Source organism: Neptuniibacter marinus (assembly GCF_001597725.1).
Taxonomy (GTDB): domain Bacteria; phylum Pseudomonadota; class Gammaproteobacteria; order Pseudomonadales; family Balneatricaceae; genus Neptuniibacter; species Neptuniibacter marinus.
The window spans coordinates 176,705-193,798 of sequence record NZ_LUTR01000002.1 but is presented as its reverse complement, the minus strand read 5'-3'; the positions used below and the strand labels follow the sequence as shown (position 1 = coordinate 193,798).

Below are 17,094 nucleotides of genomic sequence, written 5' to 3'. Positions count from 1 at the left end.
GTGTTCTATCCGTTTTTTTGGGCTTCCCTTAATTAGCCTTTGCTTGATCGGTAGCGTCTTTTTTAAGCGCTCATGATTGAGCGGGTAGCGATCATTGGCTTGTTGCTGTGATCGAAATTGCCCTTTTTATTTATAAAATTTCCTTTTTAAACAAATGGTTAGGTGTTTTGTTTTTTCTTGGCACATGGCTTGCTCAATCCTGTCGAGTAGTGCAGTGAATGGGCGCGCATAAGCCGCTCATTTTATTCACAACCATAACGATAAGAATGAAAAGGCGAAAAAATAATGTTTATACCATTTGCTAAAAAGTCTGCTTTAGTGGGGTTACTTGTAGCCTCAGCCGTTGCTCAGCCTGTTCTGGCTGCTGATGAATACAAATTAGGTTTGGTTACTTTTCTTTCTGGCGGTGCTGCCGGACCTTTTGGTGTACCAGCGCAGAACGCTGCGAACCTTTTATTAGAAACGTTGAATGAAGGGGCCTTACCTGCGCCGTATAACGCTAAAGGGATTAATGGTCGTACCATTAAACCTATCTATGTAGATGAAGCGGGTGGTGCAACTAAGCAATCTTCAGAATATCGCAACTTGGTTGAGCGTCAAGGTGTTGATGCGGTTGTGGGTTATATCTCATCAGGGGATTGCCTAGCGGTACCTGCGGTTGCAGAAGAGCTAAAAACCTTAACGGTATTGTTTGACTGTGGTACGCCGCGTGTATTTGAAGATAACTCATTCAAATACGTTTTCCGTACGGGTCCGACAACAACGATGGATAGCGTAGCTGCGTCCTACTATATCAAAGATATTTTCCCTAATTTAAACGCGGTATCTGGTATTAACCAGAACTACTCGTTTGGGCATGAGTCTTGGGCTGATTTCTACGGTTCATTAAAAGGTCTACAGGCTGATATAGATGTTCCAACTAAGCAGTTCCCTAAAATATACGCAGGCCAGTATGGTGCAGAGATCTCTGCACTGATGGTGAACTCAGCTGATGTTATTCACTCCTCTTTCTGGGGCGGTGATATGGAAGCCTTCCTACTTCAGGGTGCTGCACGTGGTTTGTTTGAAGATCAGACAGCCCTGCTGACAACCGGTGAAAGTGCGATGTACCGTTTGTCTGATCAGATCCCTGAAGGCACGATTTTAGGCGGCCGTGGTCCATTTGGTATTTATGCACCGGATAATGCGCTGAACCGTTGGTTCCGTGATGCTTACAGTAAACGTTTCGGCACTCAGCCAACCTACCCAGCTTATAAAATGGTGCAAGGTATTCTTGGTTTGAAACTTGCGACAGAGCAAGCAGCGGCTAAGGTTTCTGGCCAGCCGACAACCGAAGATGTTGTGTCCGCGTTTGAGTACCTTGAATATGAAGGTCCGGGCGGCAAGGTTTCGATGAATATGGGTAAAGGCCATCAGGCAAGCATGGAAATGGTTTATGGCCGTTATGCGCTTAAAGATGGTAAACCTGCTGTAACTGATGTTCGTCGCTATGCAGCTGAATGTGTTAACCCTTCCGATGATATGCCTGCCAATGAATGGATTGAAAAAGGCATGCCTGGCGCTAAATGTAACTAAATGCGCATCCGACAAGCTGGCGTCACGCTGGCTTGTCTTTTTTTTGCCCTTTTTTTGTAAATCTGGAGCGTTGCTCATGAAATTGGTAATTGCGATGTTGATGGATGGCGTTATTTACGCCTCCTGGCTTTTTGTAATCGCAGCCGGCCTAACTCTCATCTACGGTGTGATGAGAATTCTTAATATGGCCCATGGTAGTTTTTACGCCATTGGTGCTTACGGCGGTGCCTCGCTGGTGGGGTTTTATTTAGCGGGTGGTTATCCACCTTGGGGAGCTTATTTTATGCTGCTAGGGGCTGCCCTCATCGGCGGAACCGTAGTAGGACTTCTGATCGAGCGCGGTCTGTTAAGGATGATGTACGGTCGTGACGAAGTGGTCATGATTCTAGTGACCTATGCGATTTTATTAATACTGGAAGATGTTATTAAGCTGATCTGGGGCGTTGATGCGTATTTCGCTTATCAGCCATATACCCTTTTAGGACGAACAAAGCTGGCGGGCTTGTCGTTTGCAAATTATGACATATTGTTGATTTTTGTATCAGCACTGATCTGTTTTGTACTTTGGTGGGGCCTAAATAGAACCCGCAAAGGTAAGTTATTACAAGCGGTTATTCATGACCGTGATACTGCTGCTTTCCTCGGTATTAACGTCACACGTATGTTTACTGTCACCTTTGTTATTGGCGCTGTTTTAGGTGCCTTGGCGGGTGCGTTGACGGCTCCAGGTATCTCTGTCATGCCGGGCATAGGTGTTGAAGTAATTATTTTGGCGTTTGCTGTTGTGGTAATTGGCGGCTTGGGTAGTGTAGGGGGCGCGTTACTGGGCGCCTTAATTGTTGGACTGGCCCGTTCTGCGGCGGTACATCTTTATCCTGATGCTGAGTTGTTTGTTATTTATGGTGTGATGGGCTTAGTACTTGCGTTCCGTCCTCAGGGTCTCTTTGCCATTGCTACCGCGAGGAAAATTTAACATGAAATATGCAACGACGATGATTGTAGGGGCAGGTATCGCGTTACTAGCGGCTGGCCTCTTTATGCCTGGATGGTTGACCTTTTTATTGACCTTGGCATTCGCTAAAGGGCTTGTTGTGATGGGGCTCTTGCTACTGATGCGTGCGGGGCTTGTCTCTTTCGGGCAAGGTTTGTATTACTGCTTAGGTGCTTACTGTGTTGGTATCGCGGGCGATTATTTTGAAACCCAAAATGCACTGCTCCTGCTCTTACTTGCGATTGTGGTTTGTGTCGCTTTAGCGGCAGTTATTGGGCTGCTGCTATGCCGTTACAGGGATATATTCTTCGCCATGTTTTCTATGGCTTTCTCGATGATCCTTTATGGTGTGCTGGTTAAAAGCTCTGCCTTTGGTTCATCCGATGGCTTTAATGTTAAGCCTCCATTGTTATTCGGTTGGACGCCTACAGGTGAAAGCGGCCCCTTCCTCGCTTACGGTTTAGCCGTAGTTGCGCTTGTTGGGGTAGGTATCTTTGTGTGGCGCTATCTTCGTTCTCCAATGGGTTATGCTGGTGAGGCGGTTCGTGAGAATGAAATTCGTGTCGAATATCTAGGTGCTTCAGTGCGTAGGATTATCTATACGAAATACCTGTTAGCTGCTGCAATGGCTGGACTTGGTGGTGGTATTACAGCGCTAGCAGCGGGTCATATAGATCCTGAAATGGCGTATTGGACTACTTCCGGTGAGTTTGTCTTTATTGCCTTAATGGGTGGCGTTGGTCATGCTGCGGGTCCCGTTATTGGCGCGGTGCTATTTGAGTTGTTGCGAACTTATGCATTCCAAATATCCCCTTACACATGGCAGATGATTTTAGGTATAGCGTTACTGGTCATCATTCTTTATCTACCTAAAGGTGTTTGGTCTCTGGTCGAGCGCGTAACGAAAGGTAAGCCATTATGAATGCTTTATTAGAAACACGTTCATTAGCGCGTAATTTTGGCGCTGTTACAGCAGCTGCAGATATCGATGTCACGATTAATGCGGGTGAAATAGTCGGTGTCATTGGCTCAAATGGCGCGGGTAAAACAACCTTTATCAATATGGTAACTGGCTATCTTGCACCTAGTAGCGGTGAAATATTGTTTAAAGGAAAAAGCATCGTTGGGAAAAACCCTCGGCAAGTGATGCGTGCGGGTATCTGCCGTTCGTTTCAGGTTGCACAACTATTTCCTGAATTGACGGTACTCGATAATGTCTTGATCGCTTACGGCATCATGAAGCACAAGATTTTACCGTTGATGAGCCCCTTAGCAACAAAAGCCAATATTCAGCAGGCTGAGCAGTTATTGGAAGAGTACGGCATTACCAGCTATATGGCTGAAACGGTTGTGACCTTGCCTCAGGGTGTTAGGAAGTTACTTGATATTGCTTTAGCGATGTTGCGTAAACCTGAAATCTTGCTACTTGATGAGCCGACTTCAGGTGTGGCCATTGATGATAAGTTTGAGTTGATGGATACCGTGATGCGTGCTGTACGTAAGTCAGGGGCGGCTGTGTTGTTCGTTGAACATGATATGGAAGTGATTGCGCGTTATTCAACCCGCCTTATTGCTTTTTATGACGGCCGAGTATTAGCCGATGGCGCAGTAAGTGAAGTTATGGGTGATGAAAAGGTAAAAGAACTGGTTACTGGGCATCACCTAGATATCGATTACGAACGAGAGGTGGAACATGCTTAAGCTGTCCTCGATCAACACGAATATTGCCGGTACGCCAATACTGCGTGACGTTAATTTATCCATTGAGCCTGGTGTGCTTGTGGGTCTGATTGGCCGCAATGGTGCAGGTAAAACGACACTGATGCGGACCGTAATGGGCTTGCTTGCGCCAGAGTCGGGCGGTATTACGATCCACGGTCAAGATATGACGACGTTAGCGCCTCATTTCAGATCGCAGGCGAAAGTGGGCTACATGCCTGAAGATCGACAGCTCGTGCCAACGCTAACGGTAGAGGAAAATATTCTTATTCCTGCTTGGGCTAATACTTTACCAGGCGCTGAAGCGCGTTTGGCTTGGGTTTATGAGTTGATGCCAGAAGTAGAAGCATTTGCAGACCGAAAAGCACTGCAGTTGTCCGGTGGCCAGCAAAAATTGGTAGCTCTTGCTAGGGCGTTGATGACGGGTAGCCACTTATTACTATTAGATGAGCCTTTTGAAGGTGTAGCGCCGGCGTTATCCCGTCGATTGGCGAGTGTTTTACATACCTTAAAAGATGAAGGTCTAACGGTATTACTGTCTGAATCGGATTATAGTCACTCGGCTGATTTGGTCGATAAAATTTACACTATAGAGCGTGGCGAAGTATCTGCACAGAAGCAGGTAGGAGAAGAGTAATGACTGATTTTGTTTTTAATTTTCCTAAGCAACTGATTTGTAAACCAGGTGCAGCAAAAGAGCTGGGTGAGATTTGCCTGCGTACTATAGGTCAGCGGGTGATGGTGGTTACTGACCAAGGAATTGTTAATGCTGGTTTGCTAGCACCTATATTGGACACGCTTAAAGCTGCAGATGTTGAAGCTTTAGTTTTTGATCAGGTTCTAGCGGATCCAGCGGAACAGATTGTACTAGCCGCAACTCAGCAAGCTGTAGATGCCGGTGTTGAGGGTGTGATCGGTTTAGGTGGTGGTTCCTCGATGGACGTTGCTAAGCTTGTTGCATTACTCGCAAAAGGCGAAGAATCATTAGCTGATATTTATGGGGTTAATATGGTGAAAGGTCAGCGCCTTCCACTGATTCAGATCCCTACGACGGCTGGTACTGGTTCTGAAGTGACTGCTGTATCTATCATTACGGTTGGGGAAGGGGAGAAAAAAGGGGTTGTCTCCTCTCAATTACTACCTGATCTGGCTCTGTTGGATGCTGAATTGACCTTAGGCTTACCGGCGATGGTGACTGCTACAACTGGTGTCGATGCGATGGTGCATGCTATTGAAGCTTATACCTCTGCAAGTCCTAACCATAATTTGATTTCTGATGCTTCCGCCAAAGAGGCCTTACTGCTCTTAGGTGCTAACATTGAGTCGGCGGTTCATGATGGTACGGATCTTCAAGTACGCTCAAATATGTTATTGGGATCAATGCTAGCTGGGCAAGCGTTTGCTAACTCCCCAGTGGCTGCTGTCCATGCATTGGCTTATCCATTGGGTGGTATCTATCATCTGCCTCATGGTTTGACCAATGCGCTAGTGTTACCGCATGTGATGCGTTTTAACCAGTCTGAGTGTGCTGAGCAATATGCTGAGTTAGCGCCGTTGGTTTTTCCTCAGTTAGCAGAAATTGCTGATGTTGTAGAGCGAAGCAATGCATTCATCGAAGCGCTAGATAAGCTAAACCGCTCCCTAGGAATATTACCGCAACTACGTGATTACGATATCGAAGAGTCGGCAATACCTACTTTAGCCCGGGATGCCATGAAGCAGACTCGTTTATTAGTCAATAATCCACGTGAAGTTAGCCTTGAGGATGCAACAGCTATCTATCAAGCGGCGTGGTGATAGCTCATTTTGATATGAAATTGGAGTGCTTTTTTTGGGGGGGTAAAAACTTCGTCTTAAAAACAGCTTATTCATGTCTATATTGATAGAGCCAACTAAATGCCAGTAACTTTGTTCGTGTTAGGTTCAAGGTTACAGAAAATTGCCGTATGAGGCCTTTAAATGCAATTAAATAATTCTACTTTATTACAACAGCAATCCTTTATTGATGGGCAGTGGTGTGATGCAAGTAACGGCGATGTTTTTGTCGTTAAGAATCCAGCGACAGGGGATGTTCTTGCAGAAGTCGCGGACTTAGGTGCTGATGATACTCGTCGTGCGATTACCGCTGCTGAAGCGGCTCGTTCCGATTGGAGTGCTTATACCGGTAAAGAGCGCAGCGCATTGCTACGTCGATGGTTTGATCTGATTATTGAAGCGCAAGATGATCTTGCTGTTTTGATGACGTCAGAGCAAGGCAAACCGGTTAATGAAGCACGTGGTGAAGTGCTGTATGGCGCATCGTTTGTTGAATGGTTTGCCGAAGAAGCGAAGCGTGTCTATGGGGATATTATTCCGCCACATGGTCGTGATAAGCGTCTGCTAGTACTTAAGCAGCCGATTGGTGTTGCTGCAGCCATCACGCCGTGGAACTTCCCTATAGCGATGATTACTCGTAAAGTGGCTCCGGCCCTAGCGGCGGGCTGTCCGGTAGTCATTAAACCATCGGAGCTTACACCCTTGTCAGCGCTGGCACTTGCTCAGCTTGCACTCGAAGCGGGATTCCCTAAAGGGGTGTTTAATGTTGTTACATCCACGAATGCACCGGAAGTGGGCAAAGTACTGTGTGCGGACTCTCGTGTACGTAAGCTATCGTTTACCGGCTCTACACCTGTAGGTAAGTTATTAGCGGAGCAGTGCGCTAGCAATGTTAAGAAGGTTTCGTTGGAGTTGGGAGGTAATGCACCTTTTATTGTCTTTGATGATGCTGACTTAGATGCAGCGATTAGCGGAGTGATTGCTTCAAAATTCCGTAATGCGGGGCAGACTTGTGTTTGTACTAATCGGATCTTTGTTCATGAAGCGGTTTACGACACTTTTGCTGAGAAATTAAAGACAGCGGTACAAGCGCTAGCGGTAGGTAATGGATTTGATGAAGGTGTCGCAATAGGCCCACTTATTGATGACCGTGCGTTGAATAAAGTTGAAAGCCTAGTTAATGATGCGTTGGATAATGGCGCAACATTGCTGAGTGGTGGTGAACGCTTTACGACTGTAATAAACGGCTATCGCCCAACGATTTTAAGTAACGTTGATAATAATATGCGTATTGCTCAGGAAGAGATTTTTGGCCCAGTGGCGACTTTGATCCCATTTACTGAAGAGCAAGATGTAGTACAGATGGCTAATGACACACCATTTGGGTTGGCTGCGTATTTCTATTCGCGAGATATAGGACGTGTTTGGCGCGTCTCTGAAGCACTGGAATACGGTATGGTGGGTATTAACGAAGGTATCATTTCTACAGAAGTCGCGCCATTTGGTGGTATTAAAGAATCAGGATTAGGCCGTGAAGGTTCTAAGTATGGTATCGATGACTATGTTGAGATTAAGTATCTCTGCATGGGGATTAGTTGATTTAACTTTATAGCTTGTGCCGTCCGTATTGCTATATTTGCCCCTTAATAGGGGCTTTTTTATTCAATATAAAAAGGTTAAGTATAAACCGTTTTTTGCTCTACCGATTAGTGGGGCTGCGGTATAGATCATGGACTTTTGGGTTGGATCTGTTTGTTTGAAAGTATGATTATTCAGTAACGCGCGATTGAGCGGTTTACTTCGTTGCTTTCATTAATTGTTTTCCATAAACTCGAAACTCATAAATCAGTTTTAGATTGAATGCCTCGCATTGCGAGGTTTTCTTTTTCTAGGGGCTGTTACTGTATATGTATAAGATCTTTTAATTCCTTATTGGTCAATGTGGAAAGTTTCGCTAGCCTAATGAGCGGATTAAGGTATATCTTTTACTTATTCCCTAGCGATCTTATGGAATAGCTTTTTGTCTTCAATCTACAGTGCAGCAGTACTTACCTAACAAGTAGGTATTGTCTAAATAAACGAATGGATCTGGAATTACTTCTTAAACCTGTCAAAATTTTAATCACCGGTGCTAAAGGACAAGTTGGCACGGGTCTTACTCGCTTAGGGGAAACGGATTCATTTTTTGAAATTATTGCGTTAGATAAGTCTGCTTTGGATATCACCAACGAAGAGCAGATCAGAGATCAGTTAGCGCATTATCTACCTGATTACGTTATTAATTGTGCTGCATTCGATCATGTTGATGAGGCGGAGCATAAAGCTGATTTATGTTATGCGGTTAATGCAAAAGGTGTAGAGAAGTTAGCCTTGGCCTGTGGTGATCTTTCCATTCCAATGTTTCACCTCTCAACCGATTATGTGTTTGATGGCCACTATGCGAGTGGCTATACAGAAGATGATGAGGTTGCGCCGCTAGGTATCTATGGTGATAGTAAGTGGCAAGGTGAAGAGCTTCTGCGACAGGTATTACCAAAGCATCTTATTTTGCGGGTGAGCTGGTTGTTTAGTGAGCAAGGGAATAACTTTGTACTAAGAACCTTAGGTGCGGCTAGAACACAGGATGCCCTTGAGGCGGTAAGTGATCGTCGGGGCTGCCCAACATCAGCATCTGATGTCGCTAGAGTTATTTTGGCTATGCTGAAACAGGTTCATAGTGGAGCTGAGGCTTGGGGCACTTATCATTACTGTGGCGCAGAGATCACAAACCGTTATGACTTTTGCAAAGAAATTTTGATCACCGCGGGTAGCTATGAAAATTTCAAAGTTGAAACGCTAGTGCCGATCTCAAGTAAAGATTATGTAACTGAAGCTCAAAGGCCTAATACGTCAGTGCTGACTTGTAAAAAGCTTTTGAGCGTTTTTGGTATACGGCAACGGCCATGGCGACAAGAGTTGAAATGGCTGATGCGTATTATCTACAGTTCATCAAAGCCTTAGAGCTTTTAGCTCCAAGGTATTGCTGAATGTGTAAAAGCGACTGTCAGTATGTACGCAAATGTCGCAACAGCAGCACAGAAGGCCCCTAGTTTGATGAGTGCTGTTTTCCCTCTTTTTAATGCGATTGTGCCTAAGACTATATATAAGACTAAAGCGAGTAATTTTGCGGTTAGCCAGTGATCCACAAAGGGATATTGTTGTAGTAAAATGGTTAGCGTTATTGCACTAATAAGCAATACAGAGTCAATAATATGGGGCGCAACTTTTACCCAACGTTTTTCCATCATTTTAGGTTTTAGAAAAACCCAAAAAGCTCTTAATAGAAAAAAGCTAATACTTAATACTACGGCTGTTAGGTGTATATGTTTTATTGCTATGTACATAATAGTGTTTATCTTCTCTGTAGTGTTTTGTATAACAAAGTTTACAAGGGAAAGCTTTCTGTTCGCGCCTTATTTGAATAAATAGGCGTAGTGCCTGACTTATTCACAGCTTTCCTGCATTCTATGCTATTTTAGGCCTCTAAAATAAAGCTTTATACTGCGTATGCAAGAGATTCATGCCTAATACTTCAAAACACACTACTCTCGTCGATCGTTTTGGACGCACTGTTGATTATATCCGCTTATCGGTTACCGATAGGTGTGATTTTCGGTGCGTGTATTGTATGGCTGAGAATATGACATTTTTACCCCATGCTCAGGTTTTATCTTTAGAAGAGATTGAGCAAGTTGCCGCAGCTTTTGTCGGGTTAGGTGTAAAGAAAATTCGCCTGACAGGAGGTGAACCGCTTGTACGTAGGGATGTTATAAAACTGATTCGTGGGGTTGGGCAGCTCGATGCGGAGTTATCCATCACCACTAATGGCTCGCAATTATTAGATATGGCAACGGATCTGAAAAGTGCAGGTGTGAATCGCTTAAATATTAGTATCGATAGCCTTAGAGCCGACCGCTTTAAAGAGATGACCCGTACCGGCAAGTTAGCTCAAGTATTGGCGGGTATTGATGCTGCTGTAAAAATTGGCTTCGACCGTATAAAACTGAATACAGTCGTGATGAAAGGTCGCAATGACGACGAGGTGCTGGATCTTGTTGAATATGCGCGCGACGCTGGAGTTGATATCAGCTTTATTGAAGAGATGCCGCTAGGTAATATCTCTGAGCATGATCGTGCCAAAGTGTATTGCTCAAGTGATGAGGTAAGCGCACTTATTAGTGAGCGTTATCAGCTAGAGCCAACCACTGAGCGAACCGCTGGTCCATCCCGTTATTACCGTATGCAAGACTCGGAAAGTCGAGTTGGTTTTATCTCCCCCCATAGCCATAATTTTTGTTCAGAATGTAATCGCGTTAGAGTGACGGTTGAAGGTCGATTGTTACTTTGTTTAGGTAATGAACACTCAGTTGATCTGCGTGAAACCCTACGTCAATACCCGGATGATATAGAGCGTTTGCAGCAGGTTATTGTGAAGGCGATGGATTTAAAACCGGAGAAACATGAGTTTGATCTGGATGAAGAGCCCCAAATTGTCCGTTTTATGAATATGACGGGCGGTTAGACCGTCCCCTATTTTTAATAATTTAGTTTTAGGATTATTCCCGAATGTCACATACACCTAAAGATGCTGAATTTACACCGTTAAATATAGCGGTACTGACTGTCTCTGATACAAGAACGATTGATACAGATACATCAGGGCAGGCTTTAATTGAACGCTTAGAGAGCGCGGGCCATCAATTGGCAGCACGCCAGATTGTTATTGATGACGTTTATGAGATGCGGGCGATTGCTTCCAAGTGGATCGTAGATCCTGAGATACATGTCATTATTTCAACTGGAGGAACGGGATTCGCTGGACGTGACTCTACACCAGAAGCGATGCAGCCATTATTTGATAAAACGATTGAGGGATTTGGTGAATTATTCCGTCAGATCTCAGCCCAACAAATCGGCACATCTACTATTCAGTCACGAGCACTAGGTGGCTTGGCCAATGGTACTGTTATCTTCTGTCTGCCGGGTTCCACTGGCGCTTGTCGGACGGGTTGGGATGATGTTATTTCTGATCAACTGGATAGCCGCCATAGACCCTGTAACTTTGTTACTATGCTCATGAAGCACCGTGCGGATAATCAGTAGGTGGTGAGGGTATGAATAGTTGTGATACACAATCAGGTTTACTACCTATTGAAACCGCATTAGAGCGCTTGATTGAAAATTCCAAACCAATAGCGGGCGTTGAAACTATTACCATCACGGAAGCATTGGGCCGTGTACTTGCAGAATCACCTATAGCTTCAGTATCAGTACCACCTGCAGACAATAGTGGCATGGATGGTTATGCACTGAATACGGCAGATCTCACAGATGGGGTTACTCGGCTGGTGGTCAGCCAACGGATTCCTGCTGGTTCATCTCCTCAGCCTATAAAGCCGGGAAGTTGTGCTCGCATTTTTACGGGTGCGGAAATACCTGCTGGAGCCAATACTGTTGTGATGCAAGAGAATGTTACGCTCGACGGTGATGTTGCGGTGTTTCCTGAAGGGGTCTCTGTTGGGAGTAATATTCGCCGAGAAGGGCAAGATATAAAAACTGGCGATTCTATTTTGGCAGAGGGTGTTCGTTTACAACCTGCTGATCTCGGTGTTTTAGCCTCAGTGGGTTTAGCCGAGGTTAATGTTTATAAGCGCTTAAAAGTGGCTATTTTGTCCACCGGAGATGAGTTGGTAGAGCCTGGTTCGCCTTTAGCTTCAGGGCAAATTTATAACTCTAATCGATATATTCTTACCGGCTTGCTGCAAAGCCTAGGTATGGACGTGGTCGATTTAGGCTGTATTGCGGACACACGAGAAGCGACATTAGAAGCACTCGAACGAGCAGCAAATATAGCGGATGCCATTGTAAGTACGGGAGGCGTCTCTGTTGGTGAAGAGGATCATGTTAAAGGTTGTATTGAAGCCTTAGGTGAACTTGATATGTGGAAAATACGTATCAAGCCCGGTAAGCCGGTTGCTTATGGCCGAGTAAAAGACACTCCCTTTATAGGGTTACCGGGTAATCCTACCTCTACCTTAATTACATTCTGTCTATTAGCTAGGCCCTGTCTACTTGGATTACAGGGAGCGGCTTATCAATCACCTATAATGCTTTCTGTGCCCTCCGGTTTTGTCCGGGATAGAGCGATTCAGCGTCAAGAATATCTCCGAGTGCGTTTCGAGGATGGAAAACTGATCCCGCACGTGAATCAGAGCTCAGGCGTTTTAGCGTCAGCAAGCTGGGCTCACGGTTTAGCGGTTGTACCGCCGAATACACGGGTTCAAATAGACGATAGTATTGGTTTTATTTCTTTCTCAGAATTACTGACTTAGTTTATTGTGGGCATTACTTAATTTTCCTGCAGAGTCGATGGGAAAACTGTAAAATATGGCGCTTCATTAAGCGCAGTGCTGAGGAACACATGACAGACCAGCAGGATCCGTATAAAGATATAAGACCATTTAACGATACTGAAGTAGCCGGTGCCCTCACTCATATATTACATGATGATGAGTTCATCTCAGCGGTTACGCGATACCAGTTTCCTAATCTGTCTAAGCGTTTAGGCTGGTTACTTAAGCCATTTGTGCGAATTGCCCTTGCCCGTAAAGTGGGTGATGTGGAAAGTGTTGCTGATTTTCAGGCACTGGTGGGTGATTATATGAAAAAGATGATCGCTCGTAGTACGACTAAGCTAACCTGTAGTGGGATTGACCAATTTGATCCCGAAGACTCCTATCTCTTTATCTCTAATCATCGTGATATCGCAATGGATCCAGCGTTTGTTAACTGGGTGCGTTATCAGTATGGAATGGATACTGTACGTATCGCAATAGGCGATAACTTACTCAGTAAGCCTTATGTCTCTGATATTATGCGCCTGAACAAAAGCTTCATTGTTAATCGCTCAGCAACAGGCCGTGAGATGATGAAGGCTTTAACTCAGTTATCCTCTTATATTGATCATAGTATTCAAAGCGGTCACTCTATTTGGCTGGCTCAGAGGGAGGGGCGCGCAAAAGATGGTAACGATACAACTGATCCCGCCATTTTAAAAATGCTATATATGGCGCACCGTAAAGTTAGAAGCTTCTCTGAACAGGCTAAACGCTTAAATATTATTCCAGTCTCAATCTCTTATGAATATGATCCTTGTGATTCGCTGAAGGCAAATGAATTATATGCCAAAGAAGCGGAAGGAAATTATGAAAAATCTAAGTTTGAAGATATTGAAAGCATTGTGAGAGGGATTACCGGCCACAAAGGACATGTTCATGTGGCGTTTGGTGATCCAATAGAGGGAGACTTTGAAACACCTGAAGCATTAGCTGAAGAGATCGATCGCCAAATTATCTCTAATTATTATTTGCATCCGTCTAATTTGTTAGCGGCGGGCGAAGATTGTGAAGTGACAGAAGAGACGCGACAAGGGCTGGAGGAGCGATTGAATAATACAGCTAAAGGCGCGGAAGATATTTTGCGAAAAATGTACGCTAACCCCGTGTTTAATCAAAGAAAAATCCAGGAGTAAACATGAGTAAGCTGAGTCATTTGGATGATCAAGGTCATGCAAATATGGTGGACGTCTCAGAAAAGCAGGTTACATTCCGTGAAGCTGTCGCTTATGCAGAAATCCAGATGCGTCCAGAGACTTTGGCACTTATTGTTGATAAAGGGCATAAAAAGGGCGATGTGTTAGCTGTTGCACGTATCGCGGGTATTCAGGCAGCGAAAAGAACCAGTGATCTTATACCTCTCTGTCACCCTTTGATGTTGAGTAAAGTTGCTGTGGATTTGCAACCTAATTATGAACGTAATTTAGTAGAAATCACTGCAACTTGTAAGCTGTCAGGGCAAACTGGTGCTGAGATGGAGGCACTAACTGCTGCTTCGGTTGCGGGTTTGACGATCTATGATATGTGCAAGGCTGTTGATAAAGAGATGGTTATTGGCTCTGTAAAAGTGCTTGCAAAGTCGGGTGGTAAAAGCGGTGATTGGAAGGTAGAGAAGTAGAAATGATAAAAATTCTATACTTTGCTAGTTTGCGAGAACGTTTAGGTATTGAGCAGGAGCTGTTAGAGCTACCTGCGGAGGCTACAGTTGCCGGCGTAATTGATAGGTTGGTGGACCGACATGGCGATCAATGGAAAAAAATACTAAAAGAGGGTCAGGTATTGACTGCGGTTAATTTAGAGATGTGTAATCTTCTGCAGCCTGTCTCAGATAATGATGAGGTGGCCTTTTTCCCACCGGTAACGGGGGGCTAACATGTCAGAGCAAAAAACGAGTGTATTGCAATATATACGTGCCTCTATCTACTATTTAGGTTTTTATCCGCTAACGATTATTCACTCCTCGTTGAGTCTAATTGTTAGTCCAGTGCTTAACTTTCAGCAGCGCTTTAAATTTATTACCTTAATTAACTACTTTTATATCTTTTGGTTGAGAATTTGCTGCGGTGTAGATGTAAAAATAACAGGTCGTGAGCACTTACCTAAAGATGGAGCTTATGTCGCTGTAGCTAATCATTCTAGTGAATGGGAAACCCTGTTTTTACAAACATTTGTACGACCTCAGTGTGCAGTGTTAAAGAAAGAGCTCCTGAGTATACCCTTTTTTGGTTGGGCTCTCGGGTTGCTAAAGCCTATCGCGATTGATCGTAAACAACGTAGAGGCGCGCTTAAACAGCTGCTTACTGAAGGTAAGTCGCGTCTAGAAGAGGGTATTCCGGTTGTGATATTTCCGCAAGGAACACGAGTTCCAGTAGGGGAAATGGGAAAATTTAATAAAGGTGGCGCTATGCTGGCCTTAAGTGCAGGGGTGCCTGTCGTACCTATAATTCATAATGCAGGTATTTATTGGCCAGGCAAAAGTTTCACTAAAACTCCAGGGGTTGTACAGGTGCATGTAGGTGAACCTATTCCTGTTGAAGGACGGACAGTTGATGAAGTGCATACTGATGTAGTGAATTGGCTTGAAAAGCATATGAAAGAGTTAGATTTAGTTTAATCCGTGCATCTGTTTTTAAAGCATAAAAAAACCGCCATATGGCGGTTTTTTTATGCTTGATGTAATTAGCTATCAAGTTTTTCAAATACCAATGTAGCGTTAGTACCACCGAAGCCGAAGCTGTTAGACATTACTCGCTTAAGGTCAACATTATCCTGTTTCTCAACAGCAATCGGTAGACCTTTTGCTTCATCATCTAACTCGTCAATATTGGCGGATGCAGCGATAAAGTTATTTTCTTGCATAAGCAGAGAGTATATCGCTTCTTGAACGCCAGCTGCACCTAAAGAATGACCGGAAAGTGATTTAGTTGAAGTGACTGTTGGCATGTTGTTGCCAAAGGCTTCCTTCATCGCTTTGAGTTCTTGCATGTCGCCTGCAGGCGTTGATGTACCATGTGCATTGATGTAATCAATGCCACCATCAACTGTAGCCATAGCTTGCTTCATGCAGCGTGCAGCACCTTCACCTGAAGGGGCAACCATATCGTAGCCGTCAGACGTTGCACCGTAGCCAACAATTTCAGCGTAGATTTTAGCGCCGCGTGCTTTAGCGTGTTCTAGCTCTTCAACCACGAGGACGCCGGCGCCGCCAGAGATAACAAACCCATCACGGTTTGCGTCGTATGCGCGTGATGCTTTTTCAGGTGTTTCATTATATTTGTTAGATAGAGCCCCCATTGCGTCAAACATTGCTGTTTGTACCCAATGTAGTTCTTCACCACCGCCAGCAAAAACCATATCTTGTTTGCCTAGTTGGATCTGCTCTACGGCATTCCCTATACAGTGAGCGCTTGTTGCGCATGCAGAGGTAATTGAATAGTTAACGCCTTTAATTTTAAAAGGTGTTGCTAGGCAAGCTGAAACGGTTGAACCCATTGTGCGAGTAACACGGTAAGGGCCAACACGTTTTACGCCTTTAGTGCGGGTAATATCTGCTGTCTCTACAATGTTGTCAGCGGATGCACCACCAGAACCTACAATTAAGCCTGTGCGTTCATTGGAAACTTGATCTTCGCTTAGGTCTGCATCAGCTATAGCTTCTTGCATAGCAATGTAAGTGTATGCTGCAGCATCACCCATAAAGCGTAGCAGTTTGCGATCGATTTTATCAGTGAAATCGATATCGATGCTGCCGGCCACTTGGCTACGGAAACCGCGCTCTTTGTAATCTTCCTGGAACTTGATGCCAGAACGACCCTGCTGCAGTGATTCCAGAACAGTTTCTTTGTCTGTACCCAGACAAGAAACAATTCCCATACCGGTAACAACAACGCGACGCATATGCTTCTCTCTCTTATTCTAAATTGAGGTACTTATTTTCCGTGAATCGGCAGCGTTTGGCTAGCGGATTTATTAAAAAACTCGACGAAAAATAGGAGAAGACCCTTATATTTAAGGGTCTATTCTGATCAGAAATTGTCAGTAGAGGTGAATAGACCTACCCGCAGGTTTTGTGCGGTGTAGATTTCACGGCCATCAACTGACATGCTGCCGTCAGCAATACCCATAACCAACTTACGTTCGATAACACGCTTCAGTTGGATGCGATAAGTAACCTTTTTCGCTGTTGGTAGCACTTGGCCGAAGAATTTTACTTCACCTGAACCTAGTGCTCGACCGCGACCAGGGTTGCCTTTCCAGCCTAGGAAAAAGCCAACGATCTGCCACATGGCGTCTAGCCCTAGACAACCAGGCATAACCGGATCTTCTTCAAAATGACAGCCGAAGAACCAAAGGTCAGGGTTTATATCCAGTTCAGCGATAATTTCGCCTTTGCCGAACTCTCCACCATCTTCGGTGATTTCCAGGATGCGATCCATCATTAGCATGTTGCCAACAGGAAGGCGTGCATTACCTGGTCCAAACATCTCGCCGTGGCCGCAAGAGAGCAGCTCGTCGCGATTAAAAGAGGAAGGTCTTGTCATTAGCTTCTGTTTATCCGGA

At 44.7% G+C, this 17,094-nt stretch carries 18 protein-coding genes; 15 read left to right on the top strand and 3 right to left on the bottom strand.

What is annotated here, in order from left to right; genetic code table 11:
* The first annotated feature begins 285 nt into the window (after nt 1-285).
* The 8 genes from A3774_RS02785 (at nt 286) to rfbD (ending at nt 9,100) form a co-directional block, all read left to right on the top strand.
* Nucleotides 286-1,575, top strand: a complete 1,290-nt coding sequence (locus tag A3774_RS02785) for an ABC transporter substrate-binding protein (protein ID WP_067862816.1) — start codon at nt 286-288, stop codon at nt 1,573-1,575.
* 76 nt (nt 1,576-1,651) lie between these two features.
* Nucleotides 1,652-2,548: a branched-chain amino acid ABC transporter permease gene (locus A3774_RS02780; RefSeq protein ID WP_067862815.1), complete on the top strand. Its 897-nt coding sequence runs from the start codon at nt 1,652-1,654 to the stop codon at nt 2,546-2,548.
* Between the two features lies 1 nt (nt 2,549).
* The gene (locus A3774_RS02775) at nt 2,550-3,488 is read left to right on the top strand and encodes a branched-chain amino acid ABC transporter permease (protein ID WP_067862813.1); all 939 of its coding nucleotides are present in this window, start codon (nt 2,550-2,552) and stop codon (nt 3,486-3,488) included.
* Nucleotides 3,485-4,267 carry an ABC transporter ATP-binding protein gene (locus tag A3774_RS02770; RefSeq protein ID WP_067862811.1) on the top strand — a complete coding sequence of 261 codons (783 nt, stop codon included), beginning with the start codon at nt 3,485-3,487 and terminating at the stop codon, nt 4,265-4,267. The genes A3774_RS02775 and A3774_RS02770 overlap by 4 nt, the downstream gene beginning before the upstream one ends.
* Entirely contained in the window at nt 4,260-4,922 is a 663-nt protein-coding gene (locus A3774_RS02765; RefSeq protein ID WP_067862810.1) for an ATP-binding cassette domain-containing protein, read from the top strand. Before A3774_RS02770 ends, A3774_RS02765 begins: the two co-directional genes overlap by 8 nt.
* Nucleotides 4,922-6,082, top strand: a complete 1,161-nt coding sequence (locus A3774_RS02760; RefSeq protein WP_067862808.1) for an iron-containing alcohol dehydrogenase — start codon at nt 4,922-4,924, stop codon at nt 6,080-6,082. Before A3774_RS02765 ends, A3774_RS02760 begins: the two co-directional genes overlap by 1 nt.
* A gap of 162 nt (nt 6,083-6,244) precedes the next feature.
* Entirely contained in the window at nt 6,245-7,699 is a 1,455-nt protein-coding gene (locus tag A3774_RS02755; RefSeq protein ID WP_067862806.1) for an NAD-dependent succinate-semialdehyde dehydrogenase, read from the top strand.
* Nucleotides 7,700-8,182: 483 nt separating this feature from the next.
* Entirely contained in the window at nt 8,183-9,100 is a 918-nt protein-coding gene (gene rfbD / locus A3774_RS02750) for a dTDP-4-dehydrorhamnose reductase (protein WP_067862805.1), read from the top strand.
* Between the two features lie 5 nt (nt 9,101-9,105).
* Here the strand turns inward: rfbD and A3774_RS02745 are convergent, their stop codons facing one another.
* Nucleotides 9,106-9,483, bottom strand: coding sequence for a SirB2 family protein (locus A3774_RS02745; protein ID WP_067862804.1), 378 nt, complete (start codon nt 9,481-9,483; stop codon nt 9,106-9,108).
* 176 nt (nt 9,484-9,659) lie between these two features.
* Between A3774_RS02745 and moaA the strand changes: the two genes are divergently transcribed.
* The 7 genes from moaA (at nt 9,660) to A3774_RS02710 (ending at nt 15,148) form a co-directional block, all read left to right on the top strand.
* Nucleotides 9,660-10,661 carry a GTP 3',8-cyclase MoaA gene (gene moaA / locus A3774_RS02740; RefSeq protein WP_067862803.1) on the top strand — a complete coding sequence of 334 codons (1,002 nt, stop codon included), beginning with the start codon at nt 9,660-9,662 and terminating at the stop codon, nt 10,659-10,661.
* Nucleotides 10,662-10,705: 44 nt separating this feature from the next.
* Nucleotides 10,706-11,242, top strand: coding sequence for a molybdenum cofactor biosynthesis protein B (gene moaB, locus A3774_RS02735; RefSeq protein ID WP_067862802.1), 537 nt, complete (start codon nt 10,706-10,708; stop codon nt 11,240-11,242).
* A gap of 11 nt (nt 11,243-11,253) precedes the next feature.
* On the top strand, nt 11,254-12,471 hold the full coding sequence (locus A3774_RS02730) for a molybdopterin molybdotransferase MoeA (RefSeq protein WP_067862800.1): 1,218 nt from the start codon (nt 11,254-11,256) through the stop codon (nt 12,469-12,471).
* 89 nt (nt 12,472-12,560) lie between these two features.
* The gene (locus tag A3774_RS02725) at nt 12,561-13,670 is read left to right on the top strand and encodes a 1-acyl-sn-glycerol-3-phosphate acyltransferase (RefSeq protein WP_067862798.1); all 1,110 of its coding nucleotides are present in this window, start codon (nt 12,561-12,563) and stop codon (nt 13,668-13,670) included.
* A 2-nt stretch (nt 13,671-13,672) separates the two neighbouring features.
* Nucleotides 13,673-14,152, top strand: coding sequence for a cyclic pyranopterin monophosphate synthase MoaC (gene moaC / locus A3774_RS02720; protein WP_067862796.1), 480 nt, complete (start codon nt 13,673-13,675; stop codon nt 14,150-14,152).
* Nucleotides 14,153-14,154: 2 nt separating this feature from the next.
* On the top strand, nt 14,155-14,406 hold the full coding sequence (gene moaD / locus A3774_RS02715) for a molybdopterin converting factor subunit 1 (RefSeq protein ID WP_067862795.1): 252 nt from the start codon (nt 14,155-14,157) through the stop codon (nt 14,404-14,406).
* Nucleotide 14,407: 1 nt separating this feature from the next.
* Entirely contained in the window at nt 14,408-15,148 is a 741-nt protein-coding gene (locus tag A3774_RS02710) for a lysophospholipid acyltransferase family protein (RefSeq protein ID WP_067862794.1), read from the top strand.
* Between the two features lie 65 nt (nt 15,149-15,213).
* Here the strand turns inward: A3774_RS02710 and fabB are convergent, their stop codons facing one another.
* Together fabB and fabA are read right to left on the bottom strand one after the other, a co-directional pair.
* Nucleotides 15,214-16,431 (bottom strand): beta-ketoacyl-ACP synthase I, encoded by a 1,218-nt coding sequence (gene fabB / locus A3774_RS02705; RefSeq protein WP_067862792.1) that lies wholly within the window; start codon nt 16,429-16,431, stop codon nt 15,214-15,216.
* 128 nt (nt 16,432-16,559) lie between these two features.
* Entirely contained in the window at nt 16,560-17,075 is a 516-nt protein-coding gene (gene fabA / locus A3774_RS02700; RefSeq protein ID WP_067862790.1) for a 3-hydroxyacyl-[acyl-carrier-protein] dehydratase FabA, read from the bottom strand.
* Nucleotides 17,076-17,094: the final 19 nt, after the last annotated feature.